This is a genomic window from Paenibacillus lautus, from assembly GCF_050482385.1.
In the GTDB taxonomy this organism is placed as follows: domain Bacteria; phylum Bacillota; class Bacilli; order Paenibacillales; family Paenibacillaceae; genus Paenibacillus_AQ; species Paenibacillus_AQ lautus_B.
Window position 1 is genome coordinate 354,764 of sequence record NZ_JBCNHV010000013.1, and the last position, 26,163, is coordinate 380,926.

Consider the following 26,163-nt stretch of genomic DNA (forward strand, 5'->3'; position numbering starts at 1 on the left):
TCTATAGGAGCAGGGCCTTTATACTTTATACTGGAGTCAACTGCTAGAAGCTCTAAGATTAACGGATGCGCAAGCTAGAAATGATGAGAGTGGGGCATATAATATGGCACAGCATATGAAAGATCGGATCGTCGCTTTGGCGGGTCCGCGCAAGGCGGCGGACATGGCCAAGTTGGTTGAGAAGATGGGAGGCACCGCGCTGCTTCGTCCGGCCCAGGGAACCGTATTTTTGGATGATGAAGTACTGCGCCTTTCGATCGAAGCTTGGCTCAAGGCGCCTGCACCGTGGGCGATATTTACGACGGGGATCGGCCTGGAGGCCATTTATGATACAGCAGAACAGATGGGCCTTCTGGATACATTGAATGAAACGCTGCAGAGCACTTCGATTGCGGCAAGAGGGTACAAAACGGCCAATGCGCTGAAAAAACGCGGGCTGGCACCGGTCGTCAGAGATGATGACGGCAGTACGTCGGGGCTGATCCGGTCACTTGCGCCGCATGACCTGTCGGACAAGCGCGTCATTCTTCAGTTGCATGGGGAGTCTGCCCCGAAGCTGGTGGAGTGGCTAGAAAGTCGAGGGGCGGTAGTAGAGCAGATTCTGCCTTATAAGCACATTCCGCCGCTAGAGGAGGATGTTTCGCAACTCGTTGATGAAATTGTGGGCGGCAAGGTTCACGCGGTTGCTTTTACAAGCGCGCCCCAGTTTCGTTTTCTTGCGGATTATGCACGTGCCCATGGCAAGCTGGAGGCTGTGCTGGATGCGTTCCGCGGACCGGTCGTCGCAGCGGCTGTCGGTAAGGTTACGGCTCAGGGGCTTCGCGAGGAAGGCATTGAACGCATGGTGGTTCCCGAGGAAGAGCGAATGGGCAGCATGATGGTGGCGCTTGGCCGCTACTTTGCTCAAAACCAAGAATAATGTCATGATATAACGTAATGAAGTTGGGGAGATTTCAGTCCATACCAGCTTCTTCATGCATGTTCCTAAGGATCATGTGAAATATTGAGTAGTAAATAGGAGGATGACCGATGGATAAAAGAAAAGCATTGCTGCTTGGCAGCTATACCCACCCGAAGTTTCATCCGCTGCAAGGCATCGATAAACAAATGACACACCTGCTGAACGACATGTTCACCGTGCAGTGCACGGAAAATCATAAAATGCTGCATGAAAGCAATCTCTACCCTTACGAGCTCTGCATCGCCTACAGCGACCTATGGGACGAGCGCGTTTCGCCCCGGCAGACCGCAGGTCTGCTGTCCTATGTAAGCGGAGGCGGCGGCTTGCTTGTGATTCATAACGGCGTTACGCTGGCCAATCGTTATGAGCTGGCGCAGCTGATCGGCGCCCGTTTCGACGGACACCCGCCCATGGAGAAGCTGTACTTCGTTCCGGGGGAGACCGATCATGATATTACGGAAGGCGTGGAGCCTTTTGTGCTGGACGAGGAGCCTTACCGGTTCATATTCAGTCCGTTTACGGAAAAAACCGTGCTGCTGCATTATGAATTCGAAGGCAAGCAGTGGCCTGCAGCCTGGTGCCATACGTATGGCATCGGACGCGTAGTCTTCTTGATGCCGGGCCATCACGAGCCGTCCTTTCTCCAGCCTCAGCTGCGTTTAATGATTACGCAAGCGGCCAAGTGGGCTGCACGCGTTCCGGGTTAAGAAGCCATTTCGATACGATCGGAAGGAGGGACGCGCTTGAGCGGGAAGATACTAATTGTTGAGGATGAAGCTAAAATTTCCCGTTTGCTTGAAATCGAGCTGGAGAGTGAGGGATATCAGGTCACCAAGGCGGATAACGGACTGGATGCGCTGGAGGCATACCGCAGTCAGGACGTCGATTTAATTCTGCTGGATGTTATGATCCCCGGTTTGAGCGGGATTGAGCTGCTGCGGCGGATTCGTGCTCATGATTCCCACACAGCCGTACTGCTGCTGACAGCCAAGAGTTCCGTTGAGGATAAAGTATCGGGGCTTGATCTTGGAGCCAATGATTATATAACGAAGCCGTTTCAGATTGAGGAGCTGCTGGCGCGGATTCGTGCTGCGCTGCGGCTCCAAGGCAAGCAGGAGCCGGAAGAGCAGGCGGCAGGGGAGTGGCTTACGGCAGGGGATTTGAAATTGAACGAAGGTACGCGGGAAGTGATTCGCGATGGCAGAAGGATCGATCTGACGCCGCGCGAATTTGACTTGCTCGTGTATTTGTTGAGGAACAAACGGCAGGTGTTAAACCGCGAGCAGATTCTCGCCGCCGTGTGGGGATACGATTATTACGGCGATACCAACGTCGTTGATGTGTATATACGTTATGTCCGCAAGAAAATCGATCATGACAGCACATCTGAGCTCATTCACACCGTCCGCGGCGTCGGCTATGTGTTGAAAGAGACTCCATGAAGCTGAGCAGTAAAATCCATCTCTATTCGTCGGTGCTGATGGCGGCCATTCTGATTGTCATGAACTTATCGGTTTACTATGTGTTCAGCAAAATGACGGTGGACAGCCAGCTGGAGCAAGCGGAAGCGGAGGCGGGAAGCATTGTCAAAAGCATTGCGCATTCTGCTGCGACCATTCCCATTGACGATCTGCTGCGAAGTTATGTCCCGGCTGACGGAAAAATTCAATTTGTCCCGGCTGACAGCAAGGCCAAGTCTCCTTACGTGACTTCCTCCGGTGAGGATATGGATGAGCTTAAGCTGCCTTATAACACAAATAAGCAGGTAGAGCAGATCCTATATGAAGGAATGCGTTACGTGCTTGTTTCACTGCCGGTCATTTGGAGCGACGGGGCTGTATACAACATCCAAATTTCCCGTAGCCTTGCCGCCACGATGGAGACGCTGCAGGTGCTCCGAATCGTGCTGGTGGCCGTAACGGCAATCGCTTTGGTTCCGGTCATCATTTCGACCCGGATATTGGGGCGTTTAATTGTGCAACCGATTACGGCCTTAATCGGTACGATGCGGGAGATTCGGCAGAGCGGGCGGTTCCGTCGAATCGAGCTGAAGGAAAAATCCAAGGATGAGCTGGTGGAGATGGGGGCCGCGTTCAACGATATGATTACGCTGCTGGAGAGCAATCATGCAAGGCAGGAGCAATTCGTGTCCAACGCGTCCCATGAGTTAAAGACGCCGCTCACCATCATCGAGAGTTACGCCAGTCTGTTAAAGCGGCGAGGTCTGGATCGGCCTGAGCTGTTCATGGAGTCCGTTGAGGCGATCCATTCGGAAGCGATCCGGATGAAGGAGATGACGGAGCAGCTGCTGCTGCTTGCCCGCAATCAGGATCAATGGCAGGTCGAGATGGAGCAGGTGGATCTTGTGGCATTATCGGAGTCTTCCGCGCGTGCATTTCGCGATGCCTATAACCGCACGGTGGAGGTTGAAGCCGATGACGAGATTCTAGGCTGGACGGACAGCCGCAGGCTCAAGCAGCTCTTGTTCATTCTGCTGGATAATGCACGCAAATACAGTGACGAGCATATCGTCATCCAGGTTGGCAGGAAGCCGTCGGAGGTTTATATCCGGGTCATCGACCGGGGGATCGGTATTGCAAAAGATGAGCTGGAGCACGTCTTTGACCGTTTCTATCGGGTGGATGAGGCCCGTACCCGCCAGGGTGGGGGGGCCGGACTTGGTTTGTCCTTGGCGAAGGATATCGCAGAGGCCATCTCTGCTGTTCTGGAGCTGGACAGCCTGCCCGGCGTGGGCACAACGGCCACCATTCGGCTTAGAGAATCGGAATAAAATGCTGCAGCCCACTGTTTTCTCATCGAATTCTAACCATGCTGCGCTATACTGACGGTAAAGACAGAATGTGTTTGCGAGGTGATTCAATGCGTAAAAAAGTGAGTGTGCTGCTGGGTGTCATTATCGTGGTGGCCGTTATGATCCTCGTGAATGCGGTTTGGAGTCCGTTTAACCGTTCGACGGAGGCGATGTCGCAGGAGGAAGCCGTTATTGAAGTATTGAAACAATATCCGGGTGAGATTACAAAGGCCACGCTGGAAGGCGAGATATACCGGATGGAGCTGCAATCGGATTCCGGAAAGTATGAAATGGCGGTGGATGCCCGTCAAGGCGATATCGTGTCCATCAAACAGCTGGACAAAGCGCCAGTGAAGCCAGAGCCAGAGCCAGAGCCGGGTGAAACCAAGCAACCGACCGACAATCCGAGCACGCCTCCTACGAAGCCCGCTGAGAATGGCGAGAAGGGAACAACACATGGCGAAACCGGCACTCCGGAACCGCCTGCAACGATGATTACCAAAGAGTACGCGATCAAGCTTTCTTTAGAGAAGGTACCGGGAACGGTGGAAGACGTAGAATATCGCGAGAGCAAGAGCAGCCGTTACTACCTGGTGGAGATTGAGCGGGAAGACGGACGCGAAGCGACCATTCAAGTCCACGCGATTACCGGTAAGATCATGACGGTGACTTGGGATGACGAGGATGATGATGAATAGATTAGATGCATATCCGCGTTTTCTCATCGTTTTCTAATCTTTCTCTCCGAAAGCTCTCATGTTGAGAGGGTATATTGGGTTTGTAGAGATCAGACAGAGAGTTTTGAGGAGGCGTAAGATGATGAACAAAAGAACATTGTGGGCAGGCGTACTGTCCGTAGCGATCGCGGGAAGTGGAGTATACGGCTATAACGCTGTACAGGCGGCAGGATCAGGACAGACGACGGCAGCGGGAACTCAGGCAGCGGCGAAGCAACAGCAGCAGCTGATCGGAATGGAAAAAGCAGAACAACTGGCACTGGCTGCTGCCAACGGCAAAGTGGAGAGCATGGATATAGACCGGAAAAAGGGCAAGCTGGTCTACGATGTGGAGATCCAGCAGAATAACCGGGATGTGGATGTATGGATTGATGCCTACACAGGCAAATCCCTTGGCGTAAGAGTAGATCGGGATGATAACGATGATGACCGTGACAGCATTCCGGGGAATCTGATCGGTGCCGGCAAGGCATCCACGATAGCTGTCAAACACGTCAAGAGCGGGACTGCGGTAGAGGTCGATCTGGACCACGATGATGGTCGATGGGTGTATGACGTCGAAGTGAAGACAGCCAAAGGATCGTCCGAGGTTGAGGTCAACGCGGTCAGCGGCAAAGTGATCAAGGCAAAATATGAGAAATACGACGACCATGATGATGACCATCATGATCGGGATCATAATGATTACGACGATAATGATGGGGATGACGACTAAGCCATTCTTCATGGGATAGCATCATAAGCGAACAAGCGGGATCATTTTCTTCCCCCCTGTTCGCTTTTTACATTGTATTTTACATAATAAGCATCACTAGAATGCAATTTCTTGTTATCCGATTCCGGATTGCCCTCATATTTCATGTGAAATCAGGGGAAATTGATAAGGCAGCTTCTCTATACTAATGAAAGCAAGTCCAAGGATAGATGTTTTTACCAGCGTTAAAGGTTATAATGGAACCAGACAACGACCGGGAGGGATATATCGTGAGTGATCTTTTTAAGAAAGCCATCTCGTTAGGATTGGGCCTTACCGTGGTCAGCAAGGAAAAAGTTGAGAAAATCGTGGATGATCTGGTCAAACGTGGGGAGCTTGCTCCTGCGGAGTCCAAAGCGCTTGTGAACCGTCTCGTCGAACGCGGCGAAGAGGAGCAGTCGCAGATCAAGACCTATATTTATGAACAGGTGCAGCGTGTATTGTCCGATCTGGATGTTCCCAAAGAGAGTGATGTCGCCAGCCTGGAACAGCGCATTGCTACTCTGGAGAAGAAGGTTGTAGAACTGGAAGGATCGCGGCAGGAATAGATGGCGGTCCGAATCCGACATGCCGGACGTTACCGGGAAATCGCCATGGCGCTCATGCGTCATGGCTTTGGCTATATGGTGGAAGAGATGGGACTGTTTCATGTTCTGTCGCTGCCTGTTCGCTGGAGTTCCAGGGAACAGCCGGAGACGATTACGCTCGGGGAACGCATACGGCGAGTGCTTGAGGATCTTGGCCCCGCCTTCGTAAAGCTCGGACAGTTGGCGAGTACAAGATCGGATCTGCTGCCGGACCATATTATCCAGGAATTGGTGAAGCTGCAGGAGCGGGTACCTCCTTTTTCTTCCGCGAGCGCGCGGGAGCTGATTGAGCAAGAGTGGGGTATGCCGATCGATGAGGTGTTGAGTGAGTTTGAAGACAAACCGCTGGCCGCTGCCTCGATTGGGCAGGTCCATGCCGGGAAGCTGAAGTCCGGAGAGCATGTAGCGATCAAGGTACAGCGACCCGGGGTAGCGCGAATGATCGGTCGTGACTTGGAGATATTGCGGGATTTAATCTCGATTGCCGAGCGCCACTGGGAATGGGTGAAGCAGTACCGTGTGGACCGGATTGTTGACGAATTTGCCAGAGCGATGATGGCAGAGCTGGATTACAGCCATGAAGCCCGAAACGCAGAGAAGATAGCCTCCCAGATGTCGGAGCATGAATTTATCCGCATTCCGCGGATTTATTGGGACTACACGTCTTCCAAAGTGCTGATGATGGAGTATGTCGATGGCCTCACCTTAAGCCGGAGGCAGGAGATCGTGGACAAGGGACATGATCTGAAGGCGATCGCTGAACATTTGATCGATGGCATGCTGCAGCAGGTCTTTATTGAGGGTTTTTTTCATGCCGACCCTCATCCGGGGAATTTGCTTGTCAGGGAGGACGGCAAGCTGGTCTTTCTGGACTTTGGGCTGGTGGGTCACCTCAGCGAAGATATGAAGGACCATCTGTCCGGACTCATTATTGCCTTGATGCGGCGGAATTCGGAAGGGATGATCCGGGCGATTTCCAAAATGGGATTGATCCCGGACGATTGCGATATGGATTCGCTCCGGTCGGATATGGACCGGTTGCGGGGAGAGTATTATGATGTGCCGTTCGCTCAAGTCCGGATCGGCAAGGCGTTGACGGATCTGTTTGCCGTTGCCCAGCGGCACCGGATCATGCTGCCGCCGGATATGACGCTGCTTGGCAAATCCTTGCTGACCTTGGAAGGGGTCATCGAGATGCTGGACCCGAACCTGAGCATTATCGATATGGCGGAGCCTTTTGGCCGAAAGCTATTGAAGGAGCGGTTTAATACCCGCCGGATCAGCAGGAAGGTGCTGGATGGGGTGAGCGGACTTGCCGAGAGTTTGCTTGATCTGCCCGGACAGGCCAGGCAGCTGTCGGCTTTGATCAGCAAGGGGAAGCTGCGGGTGGAGATCAGTGTTCCGGAACTGAAAACCCTGATGCGCAAGCTGGATCAGATCAGTAACAGGCTCTCCTTCAGCATTGTGCTTCTGGCTTTCAGCATCATCATGGTGGGTCTGATCATCGGTTCGTCGCTGAGCCGGGAGCCGATGATGCTGTGGAGTTTCCCTGTGATTGAAGTCGGATTTATTATAGCCTTGCTCATGGTTGCATGGCTGCTGTATGCCATTTTCAAATCCGGTAGGTTCTAACCGGCAGACTCCGCTCGTGTACGCTTGCGCTGCTGTACCCAAGTCTGGATTCCGATGAGGATCCACTCTATGAGGTGAAAGAATACGGCAATGAGAAGCGCTTGTAACCAGCCGCCGACAGGAATGCCGGGGAAGATCAGAGACGCTATGTACAGTAGAACCGTGTCGGTCGCGACCGTAACTGCCTGTTTAATATAGATGGAGGTATCCTTGCGAAGCAGCAGCCTGAGCAGGGTGATAATCAAAGGATGAAGGATACCTTCGAAGATCAGGAACCCAATCAGGATGGTAAGCGAGAAGCTGAGCCATACGTCCTGACCGTCGTAAGCCAGGATTTCACCTGATCCCGATGGACCGGACATGGGAAACCACCGGGCATATAACATCGCGAAGAGTTCTAACGGTATAATGATAAAGGCCGACAACAGCGGGATAAGCCATAGCTTCTTCCGGAAGGGGACGATAGGCTCCCCGTCGCGTCTTGAAATATAATTCATCATCAGATTGATCAGGCCGAACAGGACCATCAGGATGAGTGCTGACAGGATGATCTGTAGGGTATGCATATTGGGGACACCTCCTCGCTGGTGCAAACTGGATTTTTCTATACCATTGACATTACCAAAGTCAGGGTCTTTTGTCAGTCGAAAAGAAAGACAACGAAAATGTCCCGGTCTTCTTAGAACGAATTCGATCGGCATTTTGTTGGGACTTATATGTAAATATGTTGGTTTGCTAAATCCAATCGACTTAACGCAAGCAGATGCTAAATAATTTAAATGAGGTGGAACGTTTGCCGAACTTTCAACAGCTGGGCATTGACGAACAAAGAGTACGGAAACTGAAGGAGCAGGGAATTGCGGTGCCGACTCCGGTACAGCAAGAGAGTATCCCGCTGCTGCTGCAAGGAAAGGATGTTATCGCCCGGGCAAAGACTGGCACTGGCAAAACGCTAGCTTTCATGCTGCCGATTCTGCAGCATATCGATCCCAAGCGGTCGTACCCGCAGGCGCTAATTATTGCGCCGACACGGGAATTAGCCTTGCAGATTACGGAAGAAGCCAAGAAGCTGACAGCCGGCGAGCCGGACGGGATCAAAATCCTGGCGGTCTATGGTGGTCAGGACGTGGAGAAACAGCTCCGAAAGCTCGAGGGCGGACGGCATTTGATCATCGGAACACCGGGCCGATTGCTGGATCATTTACGCCGGGGCACGCTTGAGCTGGGCGGCGTGAAGCAGCTGGTGCTGGACGAAGCTGATCAGATGCTGCACATGGGCTTTCTGGATGAGGTCGAGACACTGATCCATGCGCTTCCGTATCGGCGCCAGACGATGCTCTTCTCGGCCACGATGCCTGCCGGCGTGAAGCAGCTTGCCGGCAGCTATATGAATGAACCTGTCGATATCGTCATTAAGGGGGCTTCCCCGATCCCGCTGGAGCAGATCCAGCAGGTTGTGGTCGAGTGTACGGACCGCTCCAAGCAGGATGCGCTGCGTGCCATGCTCGAGGAGCATAACCCTTTTCTCGCGATTATCTTCTGCCGGACGAAGCGCAGAGCAACTATATTGAATGAGGCGCTGCTGGCCCATGGGTATCAATCGGACGAGCTTCATGGGGACCTGTCACAGGCGAAACGGGAAGCGGTGATGAAGCGATTCCGGGATGCCAAACTGCAGCTGCTGGTAGCAACGGACGTTGCCGCAAGAGGGCTTGACGTCGAGGGCGTGACCCATGTCTATAACTACGATATGCCTCATGATGTTGATAGTTACATCCATCGTATCGGGCGGACCGGACGGGCCGGGGGGAACGGGATGGCTATCACGTTCGCTGCCGGTAAGGATCTTAACGATCTACAGCGCATCGAGGAAGGAATCTCCCTTCGTTTGAAGCGCGTGCGCTATGATTCCAGTGCTGGAGGCCTTCGGGAAAGCACCGGCGGCTCAGGCAGGGATACGGGCAGACCGGGAAAAGCAAGAAACATTTCTTCGCTTGAATCTGATCAAGAACGTGGTCAAGGCAGAAGCCGGGCAGATCGCGGTACGGGTTCCGGGCGGAGCCGCGGTGGCGAGCAGGGTAGAGGAAGAGCTGGATCGTCACGCAGAGATGAGCGTGGATCCGGACGGGCTGGAAGCCGTGACGGCCGTCCAGGCGAGGGACGCGGACCATCGTTGGCCGGAGGTCGAAGCAGCGGCAGTCGTGATGGCGGGCGTGCAGGCGAAGGCCGTGGACAGTCACAGGCCGGAACACGTGGCAGCAGCAGCGGCAGTCGTGACGGCGGGCGTGCAGGCGAAGGCCGTGGACAGTCACAGGCCGGAATACGTGGCAGCAGCAGCCGTGGACAGTCCAGAACCGAGGGTCGGGGAAATCACGGCAGTCGCGGTGGACAAGGCGGTACACGATCTGCCGAAGGCCGCGGTGCAAGAGGCCAGAGTGGTGGACGGCGCGGTGGTCGCAGCCGCTAGCAGGTATAGGGAATTTTTGGAGGGCATCTGTTTCAAGCCGGAAGATCCCGTTTAAGTAGAGAGCGTTACCCAGTCAATGACAAGGAGGCGTTACCATGTCTGAACATAATCATGTAGTGAACAAGAACGGTGAGCTGGATGTGAGTAAGGTCAGTGACGCGATGGACCGGATTGATGATGGGGAGAAGGAGAGGATCCTGGCTGATTTTGATGCCTTCCAATCCTATTTGAACAAGCGAATTCAGCTTGCCGAGAGCATTGGGTTGAATGAAGAGCAGCTGGCACAGGCAGCAGAGAAGGTAGCTGGCTATCTGGCTGCAAACGAGGAGCCCCGGAATTCCGAAGAGAAGCTTCTTCAGGAGTTATGGAAGGTCGGAACCCAAGCGGAGCAGCATCAACTGGCTCATCTGCTAGTGAAGCTTGCTCAGAAACGTACGGCTCCATAAGGCAAAGTATAAGATGGAAATCCTTCCCGGCCAACTTGCCGCGGAAGGATTTTTGGGTTCAAGAGTAGTAATTAACATACTTATAAGGATGTAAGGATGTAAGGATGTAAGGATGTAAGGATGTAAGGATGTGAGGATGTAAGGATGTGAGGATGTGAGGATGTGAGGATGTGAGGATGTAGGGATGTGAGGATGTAGGGATGTAGGGATGGATATGAATTTCTATACATAATATACATGCAATCTATGCATGCAAGCTAGACCTGCTTGTCCGCCCTCGCCTTCGGTATCGTATCTAGGTGCAACGAAAAGGTATCTAGGTGCAACGAAATAATACCCAGGTGCAACGAAATCGCTGTGGCGATAGGCCAGAACCGCCCCGAACGCGAGGCTAACGGACATCAGATACGTTATTTCCCTGTTATGAGGTCCATTTATCGATCTAACGGACACCACAGCCGTTATTTAGCCTGGAAACAGCCAAAATATCGTCTTTTCAGATGAATAACGGATCTCCTGTCCGTTCGTTTCGCTCACAACCCCGTTTTCTACGAAATAAGGTCTCCTGAGTCCGTTAGACTTAGAGTGAACGCAGGACGCTGCTTCATCGCTCGGCAAGACTTACAATTACCGCTCTTCTGTCGCACTGACGGCGCACGCTCTACCGTTGGCCTAACATACTATTTGGTACATCGTGCGGACTGCTGCCTACATGATCTACAATGTCTATATGATCTCCAATGTCTTCATTTCATGTGAGCTTTAGAAACAACGAAAGAATACGAGGAGGGTGTTGCCTGAATGTCTCTGGTGATTCATGAGCAGAGAAGGCCCAAAATGCAGCCTTTTTATTGGGTAATTACGTTTGAAATGCACGTGCTGGGTATACTGCTTGGCCTAGCCCTGACACTGGGTCCTTTGATTTTACTGTACCTCTGGACCAATGTCTGGACCTGGATGAGTCTGGCGGCTATACCGGCCGGTATCTTCATGATGACTCGTCTGTCTAGAAGCCTGAAAGGGCATATCTGGAACAATACGCATCTGGACGAGTATTTGTTATTCGAAGATCATATTGAGTATGAGAGATGGGACCCGGAAACGAAAGACTCCCTGAAGGGGAGCCTTAGGATTGGTGACATCAGGGAAATATACTATGGGCGATATATCTTTCAATTCAGCTATGCCTATAAGAAGAGTAAAATGACTGAATCCGTGCCTATGGCGGAGTTAATGCCCATCATGTACCTCGTCGCGGGAGAAGGGCAGATGGAACGGGCGGTTGCCATTCCATTCACGGATCCGATGGAGGCGAATCGTTGGCTGGAGGTTATCTGCAGAAGGGATATTCCTTTATATCTGACGTCCATCATCATTCAAGATCTAGGAGATGAATCGGTTGCGTCTTTGCTTCGCGAGGATGAGGATTTAGAGCGTGCCGAATTTGATGGCAATATGGAACGGAAATTCCGGCCTTACCTGGACCGTCTGGTGCAGGAGAACGAGGAGGAAGACCGGGAATTGACAGAGGAGGAGCTTAATCAGCTGGAATACGAGATGAAGCTCCTCGAATACGAAGAGGTGCTGCAAAAGCGAAGATCGGCTTTTCGTGGAACCGGTTTGCTTGCTTGGCTGATTTTTCCGGTTCAGTTCGCCATCGGTTTTTGGCTAACGCGTCAGGCAGAGCTGGGGAACGCGGACCCGGAACAGCGGATATACCCTATTCTACTTGTTGCACTCTCCGCAATCCTGTTCTTCTTCCTGGTGAAATGGATGCGCTGGTTCCAGATTATCATGTTCTCGTTGGTTACCTTTATTTCGTTTATGTTTTTGGACTTTTCCGAGATCGAAACGGATCCCTCGTACCAAATGTCCAGCATGCTCCTTGCTATAGCTATGCTGTCACTGCCTGTGGTCGGGCTATTCTATTTGGGTATCCGGTATGTGCGCAAAGGTCGGGATGCGAAGAATCTGCCGCCGATGCCAGGGCCGTATCAGCCTCTTCCTGATCATCTGTCTACTTAATACGAAAACGAGAAAAAACGCACCCTTCACATTTGGGGGTGCGTTTCGTATCGGTACCTGTAGGTTTCCATAGGCTGGCTGGTAAAGGTGGTGTCCAGCTTCTTCTTCTCGCCGGGGCCAAGGGTTACGTTCTTGTACATCTCGGTGAAAACTTCCTCATCGTTCTTATCGTATACGAACAAGGTAATGTTACCATGAAATGTTTGGCTCTCGTGGTAGTTGCCGGCATAGATCACAATGTCCGCATCATCTTCGTTTTTATAGGCTCCGACATGGACCACGATGTAGTCTTCAAAGCTTTGCAGCCCGGAACCAGCCTTCTTGTCCTCGAAATTCTGATCCAAATCGGTCAGCATCGTTTCTTCTTTGTAAAGGGATTCCTGGGTGATCAGGCCAATGGGGATCGTCAGTATAAAATAGAAGGCCAGCGTCGATAGCCCAGTGCTGCGAAGCACGGTCTTTCGGTCATACCCCCCTTTGATCAAACCGATGAAGGCAATCAGCGCCAGGACTATGACAGTGAGATGCCATGGGGATATAAACATTTCGGGATACAATTTCATTTCTTTTCCTCGCTTGCTGTTTTCGAAATATGGAACCGTTCATTATTTTTCAAACCTTAAATCGTTACCCTGCTTATTTGCTAATTAAACAGCTGTTATGAGCCAATGTATCTCTTGTTTGAGGAGGTTATACATTTATCATAATGGATTTGCGGGCGGCGGAGTAGAGGCGTTGGAACCGAAATTTGGTTTGGGGCCAATTATTCGATATGATGGAGGGAGATTGGTTAGGCTGTTGCGCTTGAAAAGCATGCCATCCATTCAAAACAAGCCGGGGAGGAGATTCGAAGATGTCAGTTTATGAATATCATGCAACCAATACCAAAGGTCAGGAAGTCTCGCTCGATCAGTATTCAGGCAAGGTTCTGATTATTGCAAATACGGCAAGCCAGTGCGGACTTACGCCGCAATACGGAGAGCTTCAGCAGCTGTATGACCAATACAGCCAGCAAGGGCTGCAGGTTCTTGGTTTCCCGTGCAATCAGTTTGGCGGACAGGAGCCGGGTACAAGTGAAGAGGCTGAATCGTTCTGTCAATTGAATTATGGCGTGAATTTCCCAATCTTTGCGAAGATTGACGTGAACGGGGAAGGGACGCATCCGTTATTTCAATATTTGAAATCCGAGCAGCCAGGACCGAATGAAGGCGGAGAGATCGCTTGGAATTTCACCAAGTTTCTGGTAGACCGCGAGGGCAAGGTGGTTCAGCGGTTCGAACCGCGAGATACGCCGGAATCGATGAAGGGTGCCATTGAATCACTGCTTGGTTAGTGGCAGGAAGTAACGATTACATAACAGGGCTGTTATCTTTGGGGGATTTCCCTCTGAGGAGAACAGCCTTGTTTTTTTGGAGATACCATGCATCATTACATTAGTAGCCGAAGCAAGATCCTTCAAGGCAGCATGTAATAAGATAGGATGATCGCTTGAATTAACTTTATAAGGCCGGACCTTCAAATTTCCTACTAGGATCGCTTCACGCTCTTTTTTGGATGTTTTTTCGTACAAAATCCCCTTCCAGGATCGCTTCCCTCTAGTTTTTGTAGGATTTTTCGTTCAAATTTCCTTCTAAGTTCGCTTCACGCTCATTTTTGAACGATTTTTCGTTCAAATTTCCTTCTAGGATCGCTCCACACTCGTTGTTGTACGATTTTTCGTTCAAATTTCCTTCTGACATATAGCATCCCCTGATACCGAACCTGTATTCTTGGTTTAACCTAGGGTATTAGCGGTGAGGCAATCATACTGTTTAGGTCAACATCTTTTATCATCTTAACTATGTGAAATTATGAACAATGTGTGAATAACGCGATTACCTATTGAACTGTGAAATTTATCACATTATAATAAGAGTATGAAGTGAAAAAAATCACAAATAATATTACCCGTCACCACATTCATGCTCAACAAGCGTTACCAAGCATGAATCCAGGCAAAAGAGCTCATCTTAATCAAATATAAGCTTCATACTTGGAGGAGGAAAAACCATGAAAGTTGCAGTTATCGGTTGTACCCATGCAGGAACGTCCGCCATCGTGAATACCGCTAAACTTTACCCGGAAGCACAGATCACCGTTTATGAACGTAATGATAACATCTCATTCCTGTCTTGTGGCATCGCGCTTTACGTCGGCGGCGTTGTGAAAGACCCTGACGGTTTGTTCTATTCTTCACCTCAGAAGCTCGACGAGCTGGGTGTCGAAACCAAGATGAAGCATGAGATCATCTCGGTGGATACGGACAATAAAACCTTGAAAGTTCGGAACCTGGTCACACAGGAAACTTTTGATGATACCTATGACAAACTGATTATTACAACCGGATCATGGCCAATCGTACCGAAGCTTGAAGGCATCGACCTGAATCATATTCTGCTCTGCAAAAACTATAATCATTCCAATACGATCATCGAAAAAGCGCAGGAAGCGAAACACATTACGGTTGTTGGCGCCGGTTATATCGGCGTGGAGCTGGTGGAGGCCTTCCAGCAGAACGGCAAGCAGGTTACGCTGATCGATAGTGCCGACCGCATCCTGAACAAATATCTGGATCCTGAATTCAGCGGCAAGATCGAGGAGTCCTTCCGTGCAAAAGGGATTGAGATGGCTCTCGGTCAGACCGTGACTTCTTTCAAAGGCGAGGATGGCAAGGTAAATAAGGTCATCACCGACAAAGGTGAGATCGACACGGATCTGGTGATTCTCTGCATCGGATTCCGTCCGAATACGGAGCTGCTGAAGGGGCAGGTGGATATGCTAGAGAACGGCGCTATCGTCGTAGACCAATATATGCAGACCAGCAAGCAGGATGTATATGCAGCAGGCGATTGCTGCTCCGTACACTATAATCCGACCGGTAAAATGATGTACATTCCCCTGGCAACCAACGCAGTCCGCATGGGTACGCTCGTTGCACGCAACCTTGTGCAGCCGACAACCCCATATATGGGAACGCAAGGTACGTCGGGATTGAAAATATACGAACAGAACATTGCCTCGACGGGATTAACCGAAGGGGCCGCCAAGGACGAAGGCTTGAAGGTGGAGACGGTCACCATTACGGATCATTACCGTCCGGAATTCATGCCTACCTTCGAAGAGGTTACACTGAAGGTGGTATATGAGCAAGACAGCCGCCGGATGCTTGGTGCACAGGTCATTTCCAAAGTGGATATGACGCAATCCATTAACACGCTGTCGGTGTGCATACAGAATCGGATGACGATTGATCAATTGGCATTCATCGACTTCTTCTTCCAGCCGCATTACAACAAACCGTGGAATTTCCTTAACACGGCTGGACTGCAGGCATTGCCGGCGGTCGAGACGAAAGCACCGGTGCATTCTTAATCCACTCATCAAGAAGACTCCCTGATTCGGGGGTCTTTTTCTTATTTTTGAAGGATTATGGATTTTGACAGCGAATTGGAAAATATCCGGACATATAGATCTCGACTTTCAGGAGGTAGGATAAATTATGAATAAAAAAGTAATGCTGGCCTCGGCTGCATTGTTCTCCATGCTGCTGACGGCTGCTTGTTCCAATGATCAGGCTGATTCGCCTGCAGAGACTCCGCCGGCTGTTGTGGATAACGAGGGGACAGGTCAGACGGGGACGTCTGAAGAGCAGCCGCCTGCAGAACCAACCCATGGGGAGGACCAACCGGCCGTCAACGCAGAGGTGAAGCCGATCGGCGAACCTGCCGCGGTGGGCGATACGGTGGATTATCATGGCACGGTCATTACGCTGAATGGCGTACGCGAATCCGAAGGGGACGAATACTTAAAGCCCCAGCCGGGTCATACGTTTAAGGTGGTTGACATTACCGTGAAGAACAATGGCCAAGAGCCGCTGGTCATCTCTTCCGCGCTATCTTTTTCCCTGACGGATTCGAGCGATCTTAACTATACGGTTCCCATTACGGATGACGTGAAGATGCTGGACGGCACCATTGCCCCAGGTGGCGAGCTGACAGGTGAAATTCCGTACGAAGTGAAGCAGGGGGTTAAGGGGCTGCAACTGAGTTATGGCGATCCGATGAAAGAAGGAAGAGCCATTTGGGCAGTGGAATAAAAAAATATTATATTTGTTTCAGTATGTACGAGGGATGAGAGGATTTTGTTTAGGCAAAGTCCTTTTTTTTTATGTCATTGTCAAGGCATCGCTTTACATGGGAGAATGTTTTCAGTATGATTAAACCGTACAGTCGGTTTTTTATTTGGAATGGCGTTCATCGAATTTAGATACATTTTGATTACAGGAAACAGATTTCCGCTTACGGATTGCGGACTATTCTTTCCAAGCAAGGAGTGCTTACACCGATGTCTTCAGAAAAAGCAAAGCGAAAGCGGGATTTGATTCTGGATAAAGCGAAGGAGCTGTTCATCCAGCGCGGGTATGCGGCTACATCTATGGATGAACTGGTCAAGTATACGGGGGCCAGTAAGGGAAGCATCTATTATCACTTTGAGAGCAAGGAAGATTTGTTCGTCAAGCTGATGGCGAAACAGAATCAGGAATGGATGGAAGCCTGGAACGATAAAAAAGCCCGTTACGCCAGCTTCGAGGAGAAGCTGTACGGCATTGCCGATCATATGGTCGATGACTTCCAGAATCCGCTCACCAAGATCGCGGAGGAGTTCTATATCAATCGGCCGGAGAATAAGACGATTGTGGGCGAGATGCTGGCGATTCTGCAAGGACCGCGCACGCTCTACCGCGAGATTTTGGCGGAGGGAGCGGATGAAGGGCGGATACCGGTAAAAGATGTCGAGGAGATATCCGTCATTTTTGGCGCGCTTCTGGATGGAATGTCGGTTTCGTACTATGAACGTTCTCAGGAGGAATTGAGACTGCTGTACCGTAAAGGAGTAACTTACTTTTTAAACGGTGTGTTATCGAGTCAAGGTTCGTAGTGTATTGAAGGATTTATCGGAAACGCTTCTGTCGGTTTGAAAGCAGGGTGGGCGTTTCCACACATATAATTAAACCGAATAGTCGGTTTTACGAGGGGGATGAAATATGAGGCATTTGTTTGGCAACCGGGCGTTTGTGCTCCTGATGGTTTCGGATTTTATGCAAAATATCGGAATCTGGATCCGCAACATGGCGCTGTTGTTCTTTATTATGGAGAAGAGCAACCATGACCCGGTCGCCGTATCGCTGCTGACCGTGATTGAATACGCGCCCATCTTTGTGATCTCCATGATTGGCGGCGTGCTGGCTGACCGTTGGCGGCCCAAGCGAACGATGATTTGGGGAGACATTCTAAGCTTTTTATCCATACTGCTTATCCTGTTTGTAGTCTATGCGGGATATTGGCAGGCCGTGTTTGCGGTGACCTTGGTATCAGCCGTTGTATCCCAATTCTCGCAGCCTTCGTCCATGAAGATCATCAAGCGCTGCTTACCGGATGAGCATGTGCCCGCAGCTACGGCATTGTCCCAGACCTCGATGTCGCTGTTCATCATTTTGGGACCGATGGTCGGCACGACGATCTATCAAGCTTTTGGATTGCAGGCCTCTTTAATCAGCTTGTTGGTTCTATTCGGCGCTTCGGGGATCGTGCTGGCATTTCTACCTTCTAGTGTGGATGAACGATCTAAAAATTCGGAATCGACCAGTTCTATTATGAAGGACTTGAAGGCAGGTTTCACTTACATCGGCTCCAGTCGGCTGCTGAAGGTGCTGTTGGTGGTCTACGTTTTATTGGCGCTCGGCAGCGGACTTGTTCAGCCGCTCGATATCTTTGTCATCACGGAGCGTCTACAGTTGGCCATGTCCAGCGTTCAGTGGTTCACCGCGCTAGAGGGTCTTGGCATGTTGATTGGCGGTGTGATCGCAGCGGTGATTGCGGGCAAAGTGAAAGGCTCCTACTTGCTGTTCGCCGGGCTTGCCTTCCTTGGCCTTTCGACCTTTGTCGAGGTGCTGTCCCAATGGCCGATCCTGACCGGCACGATGCGCTTCATAACCGGGGTGCTGATGGCGATGGCGCAGACGGTATTGATGGCCGTGATGATGCAGCAGGTGGAAGAGAAATTCATCGGTCGGCTTAATGGCGTGATGACGCCGATGTTTACCGGCATGCTGCTTATCGGCTCCGGGTTTACGGGATGGTATATGTCGGCAACCTCTATTGTGGTCGTGTATTTCACGGCAGGTGCGCTCTTCCTGCTGTCGTCCTTGATTAGCATGAAGCTTCCGATCCCGAACGTTCCGGTTAAGGAAAAGGAAACGCCTGTTAGGGTAGAGACTGCTGCCGAGGCATAGGCTGCCGGTTTCGAACATGATGGTGGTATAAAGGCCTAGCCTTGCCGGGTTAGAACATGGTGGTTGGTTCAAGCATCAACCAAGCGGTGTCGGGATCTTCTCCGACACCGCTATTTTACATGTACCGCTCGCTCGGATCGAGCGAATGAGTCAGGGCAAATCAAGAGCAGCCAGGACAGAGGGTGCTTTGTCCTCTCTGACGCACAAGATCGTGATATAATTCACGTTCTTGCTATGGAGGCTGCGGTACAATATAGGTAACTGTAACAGAAACATCAGAAGCTGCATTCGAGAGATTTCAGAACGGAATGCGGGAGAAATGGGGGAGCGGCCATGGCCTATTATAAACCTGATCGCATTGCGGAGATCACCTTGGAAAACGGGGTGAAAAAAGCACGAAATTCCGCCATGAACGTGATGATATTAGGGTTTTTGGCGGGTGCTTTTATCGCGCTCGGCTTTTTGCTCGATATTCGGGTAATTGCTGGAGCATCGGAGGCTTGGGGAGGCATTGCCGGTTTTATAGGCGCGGCGATATTCCCTGTTGGACTGATTCTTGTATTGCTAGCAGGCGGAGAGCTGCTGACAGGCAACATGATGGCCGTGTCCCTGGCCAGATTCAAGAAACGGATTTCCACGAAAGAAATGGTACGGAATTTAGCTCTTGTCACGGTAAGCAATATGGCAGGGGCGTTGTTCGTCGCTTATTTCTTTGGTCATGTGACTGGTTTGACAGGCAGCGGAGTTTATCTGGAAAAGCTGGTGGACATGGCGGGTCATAAGATCGACGACAGCTTCCTGCAAGCCTTCTTGTCGGGCATCGGGTGCAACTGGCTCGTAGCGCTCGCCGTGTGGCTGTCCTACGGATCGGACCAGATGAGTGGCAAAATTCTCGGGATATGGTTTCCGACGATGGCGTTTGTAGCCATTGGCTTTCAGCACGTGGTGGCCAACATGTTCCTCATTCCCGCAGCGATATTTGAAGGATATTACAGCTGGGGCGAGTATCTGGTGAACTTCATTCCGGTATGGCTTGGCAATTTCGTCGGAGGCGCGCTGTTTGTAGGAGTTGCCTACGGGACCGTATATTTGAAGAAGGATGATAAGGTTGAGGTCATGCCCCGCGGCGAACAAGAACCCGCCATGCCGTCTGCGCCAACTACCGGCACTGCACAACAGGTTCATTCTGCGCAGAATGTTTCTTAATATCCCGAAGCCTGTAAGCATCTAGGCGGAGGAAAAAAAGCTGCGATTGACCGCTCCCTTAAGCATAGGGGGCGGATGATCGCAGCTTTTTTAACGTTGTTGGCGGAGCGGATTCCTTGTCTAAGTCGCAGAGGGAACAAGCCCGCTATTTTTTTAAATGGTACGGTACCGTGGTGATAATCACATCTCTCCGATACAGTAAATGTGCGCGAATAAGCAAGCTGGACTGATTGTGCAGGAAGTTATGCCAGCCCTTCTTGGGGATGAACTGCGGTATGACAACGGTAACCTGGTAGTGGGATTCGCTTGCCTTCCGCTGCACGGTATCGATGAATTTGGTCAGCGGCTGAATGATGCTCCGGTAAGGCGAGTGCAGCGTCACCAGCCGGATGTCCGGCTGCCACTTCTTCCATTTTTCCTGGAAGGCCGCCTCGTCCTCCCGCTCGAACGGCACGTACACCGCGATAATTTGGCCTGCTCCCAGTGATTTGGCATAATTCAGCGAGTTCTCCACCACATGCGTGATTCCCGCCACAGGCAGAATCATAACATTTCCCTCAATCGGCTTAACGGGCTCACAGGTCGTAATTCGCAGCTGGTCTGCTACGGCCTCATAATGTTTGTGGATTCGTGTGAAGATCCAAATGATCAGCGGCAGGAAAATCAAGACGGTCCACACTTGGGCGAATTTCGTGAAAAAGAAGATCATCGTCACGATAAAGCTAATGCATGCACCGGTGGTATTAATGATCAGCTTGACGATCCATCCTTCGGGCTTTTCGCGAATCCACTTCACCATCATCCCTGTTTGGGAGAGGGTAAAAGGGATAAACACGCCGACGGCATACAGAGGAATCAGGTGCTCGGTTTTGCCTTCGAAAGCCAGCAGCAACAGAATAGAGAAGAGCCCAAGTATGATAATCCCGTTTGAATATCCCAGACGGTCCCCCCGGACGGTGAACATTCGGGGAATAAATTTATCCTTCGCCAGATTAACGGCAAGCAGCGGGAAGGCGGAATATCCCGTGTTGGCGGCCAGGATCAGAATGAGGGCCGTCGTTCCTTGGATAAAGTAATAAAAAACGTTTCGTCCAAAGGTATGCTCGGCAATCTGGGAAACGACAGTGACTTGCTCGCTGGGGCTAACCCCATAGTAATAGGCCAGGAATACGATGCCCGAAAATAACATTGCCAGCAAGGATCCCATCGCGACCAAGGTTTTGGCCGCATTATTCGGAGCGGGATCCTTGAAATTCGGGATGGCGTTAGAAATGGCTTCAACGCCGGTCAGGGCAGAGCTGCCCGAGGCAAATGCCCGCAGGAGCAGAAACAAGCTGAGGCCGGCGACAGGCGTACCGATCGGCGTGTGCAGCTCTGGTGATGCATGGCCTGTAGCTATGTTGAATATTCCGACGCCAATTAAGATAAACAGCGCCAGTACAAACAAGTAAACCGGATAAGCCAATATGGTAGCCGACTCCGTAACCCCTCTTAAATTGAGTACGGTCAAACATAGAACGAACACGATGGAGATAGGCAGGTTGTAGGCGTGCAGTTCCGGAAAAGCAGACGTGATCGCGTCCGTCCCCGCCGATACGCTGACCGCAACCGTCAGGATGTAGTCGACCAGCAGGGAGCCGCCAGCGACCAATCCTGGATACATGTCTAAATTCCGTTTGGAAACCACATAGGCTCCGCCGCCATGCGGATATGAGAAAATAATTTGTCTATAGGATAGGATAAGTGCCAGCAATAAGACCAAGACCCCAACGGCAATCGGTATGGAATACCAATAGGCAGCCGCGCCAACGGTCATCAAGACGATCAGAATTTGTTCAGGTCCATAGGCCACGGATGACAAGGCATCGGAGGAAAGGATGGCCAGCGCTTTGGTTTTGTTCAGCTTTTGCTCGCCCAATTCCGTTGATTTAAGCGGTCTTCCGATGAGGAAGCGTTTGATAGAAGATAACATGTTTTTCACCGCCGATTAAGATTAGGTACATGATGGGAGCTGCTTGAAGTGAGTTCAATCGGTGTGCCTCATGTGCTGGACATATGGGCTATCTCCATTCCAATATTAATTTTTGGCAAACAAAAAACACAGGTTAGAACCCTGTGTTTGATCACAAGTTCACAACCCTCTCCATCAACGCTGACGAGGTTAGCTGTCGGATTCGGGCGGTGAGAGTCGCCCTACCTGATAATAGTCGCAGCGTACGTACGCGCTGCATCAGGATTCACCCCATAGTATGGTTGACGGATCCTATAGGTATCCATCCATACGTGTGGTTCCCCCGCTTTCCAAATTGGAAATTAAGCGAATGTCATGTGAATATGAAGAATAATTTCGAAGCTGAATAGTATATTACGCCTGCTCAAATCTTTTGTAAAACACCCTCCAACGAAAAATTAAGCAGAATTATTTATAAAAAATGACAGATAAGCGCTTACATAAATATGTGGCTTTGACTGGCTTTGTTTTTTGCATGTTTGCTACAGAAAGCATGACTTTCTATGATGCGTAAGTGGCAAGTAGTTTTAGATGTGATGCGATAGATGCTGGATACAAACAAATTCGCCATGCCGGTCTCGGGGGAGGAGACATGGGCATGGCGAATTTTTTGGGAGTGGTCCATGATTTGGCAAGGAAGAGAAAGGGTCTGGGTTCCTCTTCGTTGCTCTTGATAGGAATATACCCGGAAGGAAGTATCGTGAAACACTCGCTCAGAAAAAAATGTAATACTTTACTGGAGCCCCGATTTTCTTTTAAGATAAGGGGATATGATTCAGCGTGTACAAGGGGGAATGGACGAAATGACTCAAGCGATGATTCATCAGGAGAATGGTGTGTTTCCGGCGGTATGTCCGTTGGATTGTCCCGATACTTGCGGCCTCCTGCTGCATAAAGAGAACGGAAAAATCGTGAAAGTTACCGGCAATCCGGATCATCCGATGACGCAGGGAGCCATCTGTAATAAAGTCCGGAATATGGCACATCGGGTGTATCATCCGGAGCGCGTGCTCTATCCGCTGCGAAGGGTAGGCCCCAAGGGCGAGGGGGCCTTCGAGCGAATCAACTGGGATGAAGCGATTCAGGAGATCACCGGGCGCTACAAGAAGCTGATCGAGGAGCATGGCTCTGAGAGCATCCTGCCTTATAGCTTCTACGGCAATATGGGGATATTGAGCGTGGACGGCATGGATCGGAGATTCTTCAACAGGCTGGGCGCCAGCCGCCTGAAGCAGTCGATCTGTAATTCCGCAGGCAGTGAGGGCTGGAAATCCGTGATGGGTTTCAATGGAGGTACCGTCCCGGAGGAAACCGTTCATGCCAATGTCATAATCGTCTGGGGTGGCAACATCGTCAGCACCAATATGCACCAAGTAGTGCTGGCAGAGAAAGCGCGCAAGGCCGGTGCCAAGGTCATTGTAATCGATGTTCATAAGAACCAGACGGGGCAGTGGTCGGATTGGTTCATTCCGCTCTTTCCGGGCACGGATGCGGCACTGGCCGTCGGCCTCATGCACATCATGTTCCGTGACGGCATGGTGAATGAGGAATTCCTCCGGCAGTATACGCTCGGGCATGAAGCCTTGCGTGAGCATGTCAAAGACTATACGCCAGAGCATGTATCCTCCATTACCGGCATTCCGGTAGAGGATATCGAGAAGCTGGCCGAGCTGTATGGCCGGGCCGATACTTCCTACATTCATATCGGTAACGGTCTACAGCATCACGACAATGGCGGCTTAACAGTGCGCAGCATCGCGATGCTTCCGGCGTTGACCGGACAATGGCTGAAGCGGGGCGGAGGGGCTGCCAAGTCGAATGGCGGCTACAACAGCATGGATAGCGATGCACTGGAGCGTCCGGATCTCCGACCGAATCCGAATGCCCGGATCATTAACATGAACCGGATCGGCGAGGCGCTGGCCATGACAGAACAGCCGATTAAGTCGGTCTTTGTCTATTGCAGCAACCCGCTGGTTGTCGCTCCTGACACCGGGCGGGTGCGCGAAGGGTTTGCAAGGGAGGATCTGTTTACCGTCGTACACGATCTGTTCATGACGGATACAGCCAAGTATGCGGATATCGTGCTTCCCGCAACCTCCTCATTTGAGAATACGGATTTGTTCGGTTCTTACTGGCATCAGTATATCCAGCTGCAGGAGCCGGTCATTCCGGCGCTCGGGGAGAGCAAGAGCAACGTGGAGCTGTTCTCCTTACTGGGCCGGGCCATGGGTTTCACCGACCCGGCCTTCCATGAGACCGAAGAGGAGATGATGGCAAGAGCGCTCGACTTCCCGGACAATCCTTATCTGAACGGCGTCACGCTGGACAAGCTAAAGGAACACCGCTATGTGAAGCTTGACATGACGCCGCTTGAAACCTATCTGGATCGTTTGCCGACGCCTTCTGGCCGGATCGAGCTTTACTCCGTGCAGTTGGAGGAAGCAGGTCTTCCGCCTCTTCCGACTTACGTGCCCTTGAAGGAAGGATATGACGGCGTAAGGCGCGGCCGCGGGCACAAATACCCGCTCATGTTCATTTCGCCGCCAAATCACAACTTCCTGAATTCGACCTTTGCGAATGTGGAGAAGCATCAGAAGCTGGAGAAGGAGCCTGCCCTGCAGATTCATCCGACGGATGCAGAGGAACGCGGTATAGTGGACGGAGACATGGTTACGGTATACAACGACCGTGGAACCTACGAAGTCCGAGCCAAGGTGACGGATAAAATGCTGCCGGGCACCGTAGTCAGCCAAGGCTTGTGGTGGGAAGGCGAAGGCAGGAAGCAGCGGGCCAACGCCCTTACACCCGACAGGTTGTCGGATATGGGCGAAGGGGCTACCTTCTTCTCAACGGTGGTAGAGGTCAGGACTACAATAACCGGTGCTTAAAGATGAATACAAAGACTGTCTTGAAGGTCTATATGACCTGAAGGCAGTCTTTTTTTTCAAGGCTTAGCATCCTTGTCGCGCAAGAAATACCTCTGCCAAATAAGGTCTGTCTACTGAGAAAGTACGTCGATAGACGGTTATTTTAATTGGCTGGAACGGATGAAACATTCAGGTAGAAGTATAAAAAATCGGGCTTTTATTATATAGCTTCAATATATTTCCATGGGTAGAATGGTACTAAGTCAATTGCAAGCGGTTTCGAAGTCGCAGATTTCAGAGAACCGGCATGTATTTACATCAATTTGTAACAGGAGGATAAATATGCCGCAAGCTACTACAGAACAGCAACCATCACCCATTACCCGGCAGCCAAAGGTCCATAATAAAAGTTTATTTAGACGCTTATTGAAGCAATGGGATGTTCAGCTGATGGTTTTACCAGGACTTATTCTCGTTTTCATTTTTGCCTATCTGCCGATGTACGGTGTAATTACCGGATTTATGGATTACAGCATTTTTACAGGTTCACAGATTTTTGAGAATCCATGGGTGGGCTTTAAACATTTTGAGGCTTTTTTTAATGCCCCAGAGTTTGAGAGGATTATTCGGAATACGATTGTAATCAGTTTACTTAAATTCTTTATTGGTTTTCCGGCACCGATTATTCTCGCACTGATGTTGAATGAAGTTCGACATATGTTCTTCAAGAGAGTGATCCAGACGATTACCTACTTGCCTCACTTCTTGTCCTGGGTTATTGTCGCGGGATTTGTAATTGCAATGCTCTCTACAGAAAATGGCAGTGTCAATATGCTGCTGCAGAGTGTGGGGGCCATTGATGAACCGATCAACTTCCTTTCTCTAAAACAATATTTCTGGACAATTCTGATTTCGGCTAACGTATGGAAAGAGATTGGTTTTAACTCGATTGTATATCTCGCCGCCATAGCCAGTATTGATCCGGCTCTGTATGAAGCTGCAGACATCGACGGGGCTAGCAAGACAAAGCAGATCTATCTAATTACGCTTCCTTCGATTATGCCAGTCGTTATCATCTTTATGATTCTTGCAATCGGTAGACTGCTCGATGCAGGATTCGAGGATATCTTGCTGTTGGCCTCTAACCCTGTATTAAGGCCGGTATCCGACGTTGTAGATACCTATGTTTATCGCGTCGGCCTAGGAGGAAATCGCTATTCTTACGGGGTTGCCATCGGACTCTTCAAATCGGTTATTGCTGTCTTCCTGCTTACGATCGCTAACTATGCGGCTCGAAGATCCGGTAACAGTCTATGGTAATAAT

General features: G+C 50.7%; 22 protein-coding genes and 1 riboswitch. Of the genes, 19 read left to right on the forward strand and 3 right to left on the reverse strand.

Annotation, left to right across the window (positions count from 1 at the left end; genetic code table 11):
• Window positions 1-103 precede the first annotated feature (103 nt).
• The 8 genes from ABEW73_RS18165 (at window position 104) to ABEW73_RS18200 (ending at window position 7,483) form a co-directional block, all read left to right on the forward strand.
• The gene (locus ABEW73_RS18165) at window positions 104-919 is read left to right on the forward strand and encodes a uroporphyrinogen-III synthase (RefSeq protein ID WP_430166796.1); all 816 of its coding nucleotides are present in this window, start codon (window positions 104-106) and stop codon (window positions 917-919) included.
• Window positions 920-1,029: 110 nt separating this feature from the next.
• Entirely contained in the window at window positions 1,030-1,668 is a 639-nt protein-coding gene (locus tag ABEW73_RS18170; RefSeq protein ID WP_076323920.1) for a ThuA domain-containing protein, read from the forward strand.
• 36 nt (window positions 1,669-1,704) lie between these two features.
• Window positions 1,705-2,403: a response regulator transcription factor gene (locus ABEW73_RS18175; protein WP_430166797.1), complete on the forward strand. Its 699-nt coding sequence runs from the start codon at window positions 1,705-1,707 to the stop codon at window positions 2,401-2,403.
• Window positions 2,400-3,752: an ATP-binding protein gene (locus ABEW73_RS18180; protein ID WP_430166799.1), complete on the forward strand. Its 1,353-nt coding sequence runs from the start codon at window positions 2,400-2,402 to the stop codon at window positions 3,750-3,752. Before ABEW73_RS18175 ends, ABEW73_RS18180 begins: the two co-directional genes overlap by 4 nt.
• Before the next feature lie 89 nt (window positions 3,753-3,841).
• Complete coding sequence (locus ABEW73_RS18185) at window positions 3,842-4,471, forward strand: PepSY domain-containing protein (protein WP_430166800.1); 630 nt, start codon at window positions 3,842-3,844, stop codon at window positions 4,469-4,471.
• 121 nt (window positions 4,472-4,592) lie between these two features.
• Window positions 4,593-5,225 carry a PepSY domain-containing protein gene (locus ABEW73_RS18190; RefSeq protein ID WP_430166801.1) on the forward strand — a complete coding sequence of 211 codons (633 nt, stop codon included), beginning with the start codon at window positions 4,593-4,595 and terminating at the stop codon, window positions 5,223-5,225.
• A 269-nt stretch (window positions 5,226-5,494) separates the two neighbouring features.
• On the forward strand, window positions 5,495-5,812 hold the full coding sequence (locus ABEW73_RS18195; protein WP_076323924.1) for a phasin family protein: 318 nt from the start codon (window positions 5,495-5,497) through the stop codon (window positions 5,810-5,812).
• Entirely contained in the window at window positions 5,813-7,483 is a 1,671-nt protein-coding gene (locus ABEW73_RS18200) for an ABC1 kinase family protein (RefSeq protein ID WP_430166802.1), read from the forward strand. It begins immediately after the preceding gene.
• Here the strand turns inward: ABEW73_RS18200 and ABEW73_RS18205 are convergent.
• Window positions 7,480-8,049 carry a hypothetical protein gene (locus ABEW73_RS18205; protein WP_430166803.1) on the reverse strand — a complete coding sequence of 190 codons (570 nt, stop codon included), beginning with the start codon at window positions 8,047-8,049 and terminating at the stop codon, window positions 7,480-7,482. The two genes, ABEW73_RS18200 and ABEW73_RS18205, sit on opposite strands and share 4 nt — an antisense overlap.
• A 197-nt stretch (window positions 8,050-8,246) precedes the next feature.
• Here ABEW73_RS18205 and ABEW73_RS18210 point away from each other — a divergent pair, with 197 nt between their 5' ends.
• The 3 genes from ABEW73_RS18210 to ABEW73_RS18220 all read left to right on the forward strand — a co-directional run bounded on the left by ABEW73_RS18210 (window position 8,247) and on the right by ABEW73_RS18220 (window position 12,421).
• The gene (locus ABEW73_RS18210; RefSeq protein WP_430166805.1) at window positions 8,247-9,950 is read left to right on the forward strand and encodes a DEAD/DEAH box helicase; all 1,704 of its coding nucleotides are present in this window, start codon (window positions 8,247-8,249) and stop codon (window positions 9,948-9,950) included.
• Between the two features lie 95 nt (window positions 9,951-10,045).
• Window positions 10,046-10,396 carry a DUF3243 domain-containing protein gene (locus ABEW73_RS18215; protein WP_076323927.1) on the forward strand — a complete coding sequence of 117 codons (351 nt, stop codon included), beginning with the start codon at window positions 10,046-10,048 and terminating at the stop codon, window positions 10,394-10,396.
• 801 nt (window positions 10,397-11,197) lie between these two features.
• Window positions 11,198-12,421, forward strand: coding sequence for a hypothetical protein (locus ABEW73_RS18220; protein ID WP_430166806.1), 1,224 nt, complete (start codon window positions 11,198-11,200; stop codon window positions 12,419-12,421).
• A gap of 26 nt (window positions 12,422-12,447) precedes the next feature.
• Here the strand turns inward: ABEW73_RS18220 and ABEW73_RS18225 are convergent, their stop codons facing one another.
• Window positions 12,448-12,984: a hypothetical protein gene (locus tag ABEW73_RS18225; protein ID WP_430166807.1), complete on the reverse strand. Its 537-nt coding sequence runs from the start codon at window positions 12,982-12,984 to the stop codon at window positions 12,448-12,450.
• Between the two features lie 290 nt (window positions 12,985-13,274).
• Between ABEW73_RS18225 and ABEW73_RS18230 the strand changes: the two genes are divergently transcribed.
• From ABEW73_RS18230 to ABEW73_RS18255, 6 genes are all read left to right on the forward strand, one after another.
• Window positions 13,275-13,754 (forward strand): glutathione peroxidase, encoded by a 480-nt coding sequence (locus ABEW73_RS18230; protein ID WP_430166809.1) that lies wholly within the window; start codon window positions 13,275-13,277, stop codon window positions 13,752-13,754.
• A gap of 716 nt (window positions 13,755-14,470) precedes the next feature.
• Window positions 14,471-15,832: an FAD-dependent oxidoreductase gene (locus ABEW73_RS18235; RefSeq protein ID WP_430166811.1), complete on the forward strand. Its 1,362-nt coding sequence runs from the start codon at window positions 14,471-14,473 to the stop codon at window positions 15,830-15,832.
• 127 nt (window positions 15,833-15,959) lie between these two features.
• Complete coding sequence (locus tag ABEW73_RS18240; protein WP_430166813.1) at window positions 15,960-16,556, forward strand: DUF4352 domain-containing protein; 597 nt, start codon at window positions 15,960-15,962, stop codon at window positions 16,554-16,556.
• 248 nt (window positions 16,557-16,804) lie between these two features.
• Window positions 16,805-17,398 (forward strand): TetR/AcrR family transcriptional regulator, encoded by a 594-nt coding sequence (locus tag ABEW73_RS18245; protein ID WP_430166814.1) that lies wholly within the window; start codon window positions 16,805-16,807, stop codon window positions 17,396-17,398.
• Window positions 17,399-17,504: 106 nt separating this feature from the next.
• Window positions 17,505-18,752, forward strand: a complete 1,248-nt coding sequence (locus ABEW73_RS18250; protein WP_430166816.1) for an MFS transporter — start codon at window positions 17,505-17,507, stop codon at window positions 18,750-18,752.
• A gap of 333 nt (window positions 18,753-19,085) precedes the next feature.
• Window positions 19,086-19,958 (forward strand): formate/nitrite transporter family protein, encoded by an 873-nt coding sequence (locus ABEW73_RS18255; RefSeq protein WP_430166818.1) that lies wholly within the window; start codon window positions 19,086-19,088, stop codon window positions 19,956-19,958.
• A 145-nt stretch (window positions 19,959-20,103) separates the two neighbouring features.
• On the opposite strand, the gene ABEW73_RS18260 is transcribed toward ABEW73_RS18255, so the two are convergent.
• Complete coding sequence (locus ABEW73_RS18260; RefSeq protein WP_430166820.1) at window positions 20,104-21,930, reverse strand: APC family permease; 1,827 nt, start codon at window positions 21,928-21,930, stop codon at window positions 20,104-20,106.
• Window positions 21,931-22,092: 162 nt separating this feature from the next.
• A riboswitch (cyclic di-AMP (ydaO/yuaA leader) is annotated at window positions 22,093-22,288 on the reverse strand.
• Between the two features lie 484 nt (window positions 22,289-22,772).
• Between ABEW73_RS18260 and ABEW73_RS18265 the strand changes: the two genes are divergently transcribed.
• Window positions 22,773-24,860, forward strand: a complete 2,088-nt coding sequence (locus ABEW73_RS18265) for a molybdopterin-containing oxidoreductase family protein (RefSeq protein WP_430166822.1) — start codon at window positions 22,773-22,775, stop codon at window positions 24,858-24,860.
• A 321-nt stretch (window positions 24,861-25,181) separates the two neighbouring features.
• Window positions 25,182-26,159 (forward strand): ABC transporter permease, encoded by a 978-nt coding sequence (locus tag ABEW73_RS18270; RefSeq protein ID WP_430166823.1) that lies wholly within the window; start codon window positions 25,182-25,184, stop codon window positions 26,157-26,159.
• Window positions 26,160-26,163: the final 4 nt, after the last annotated feature.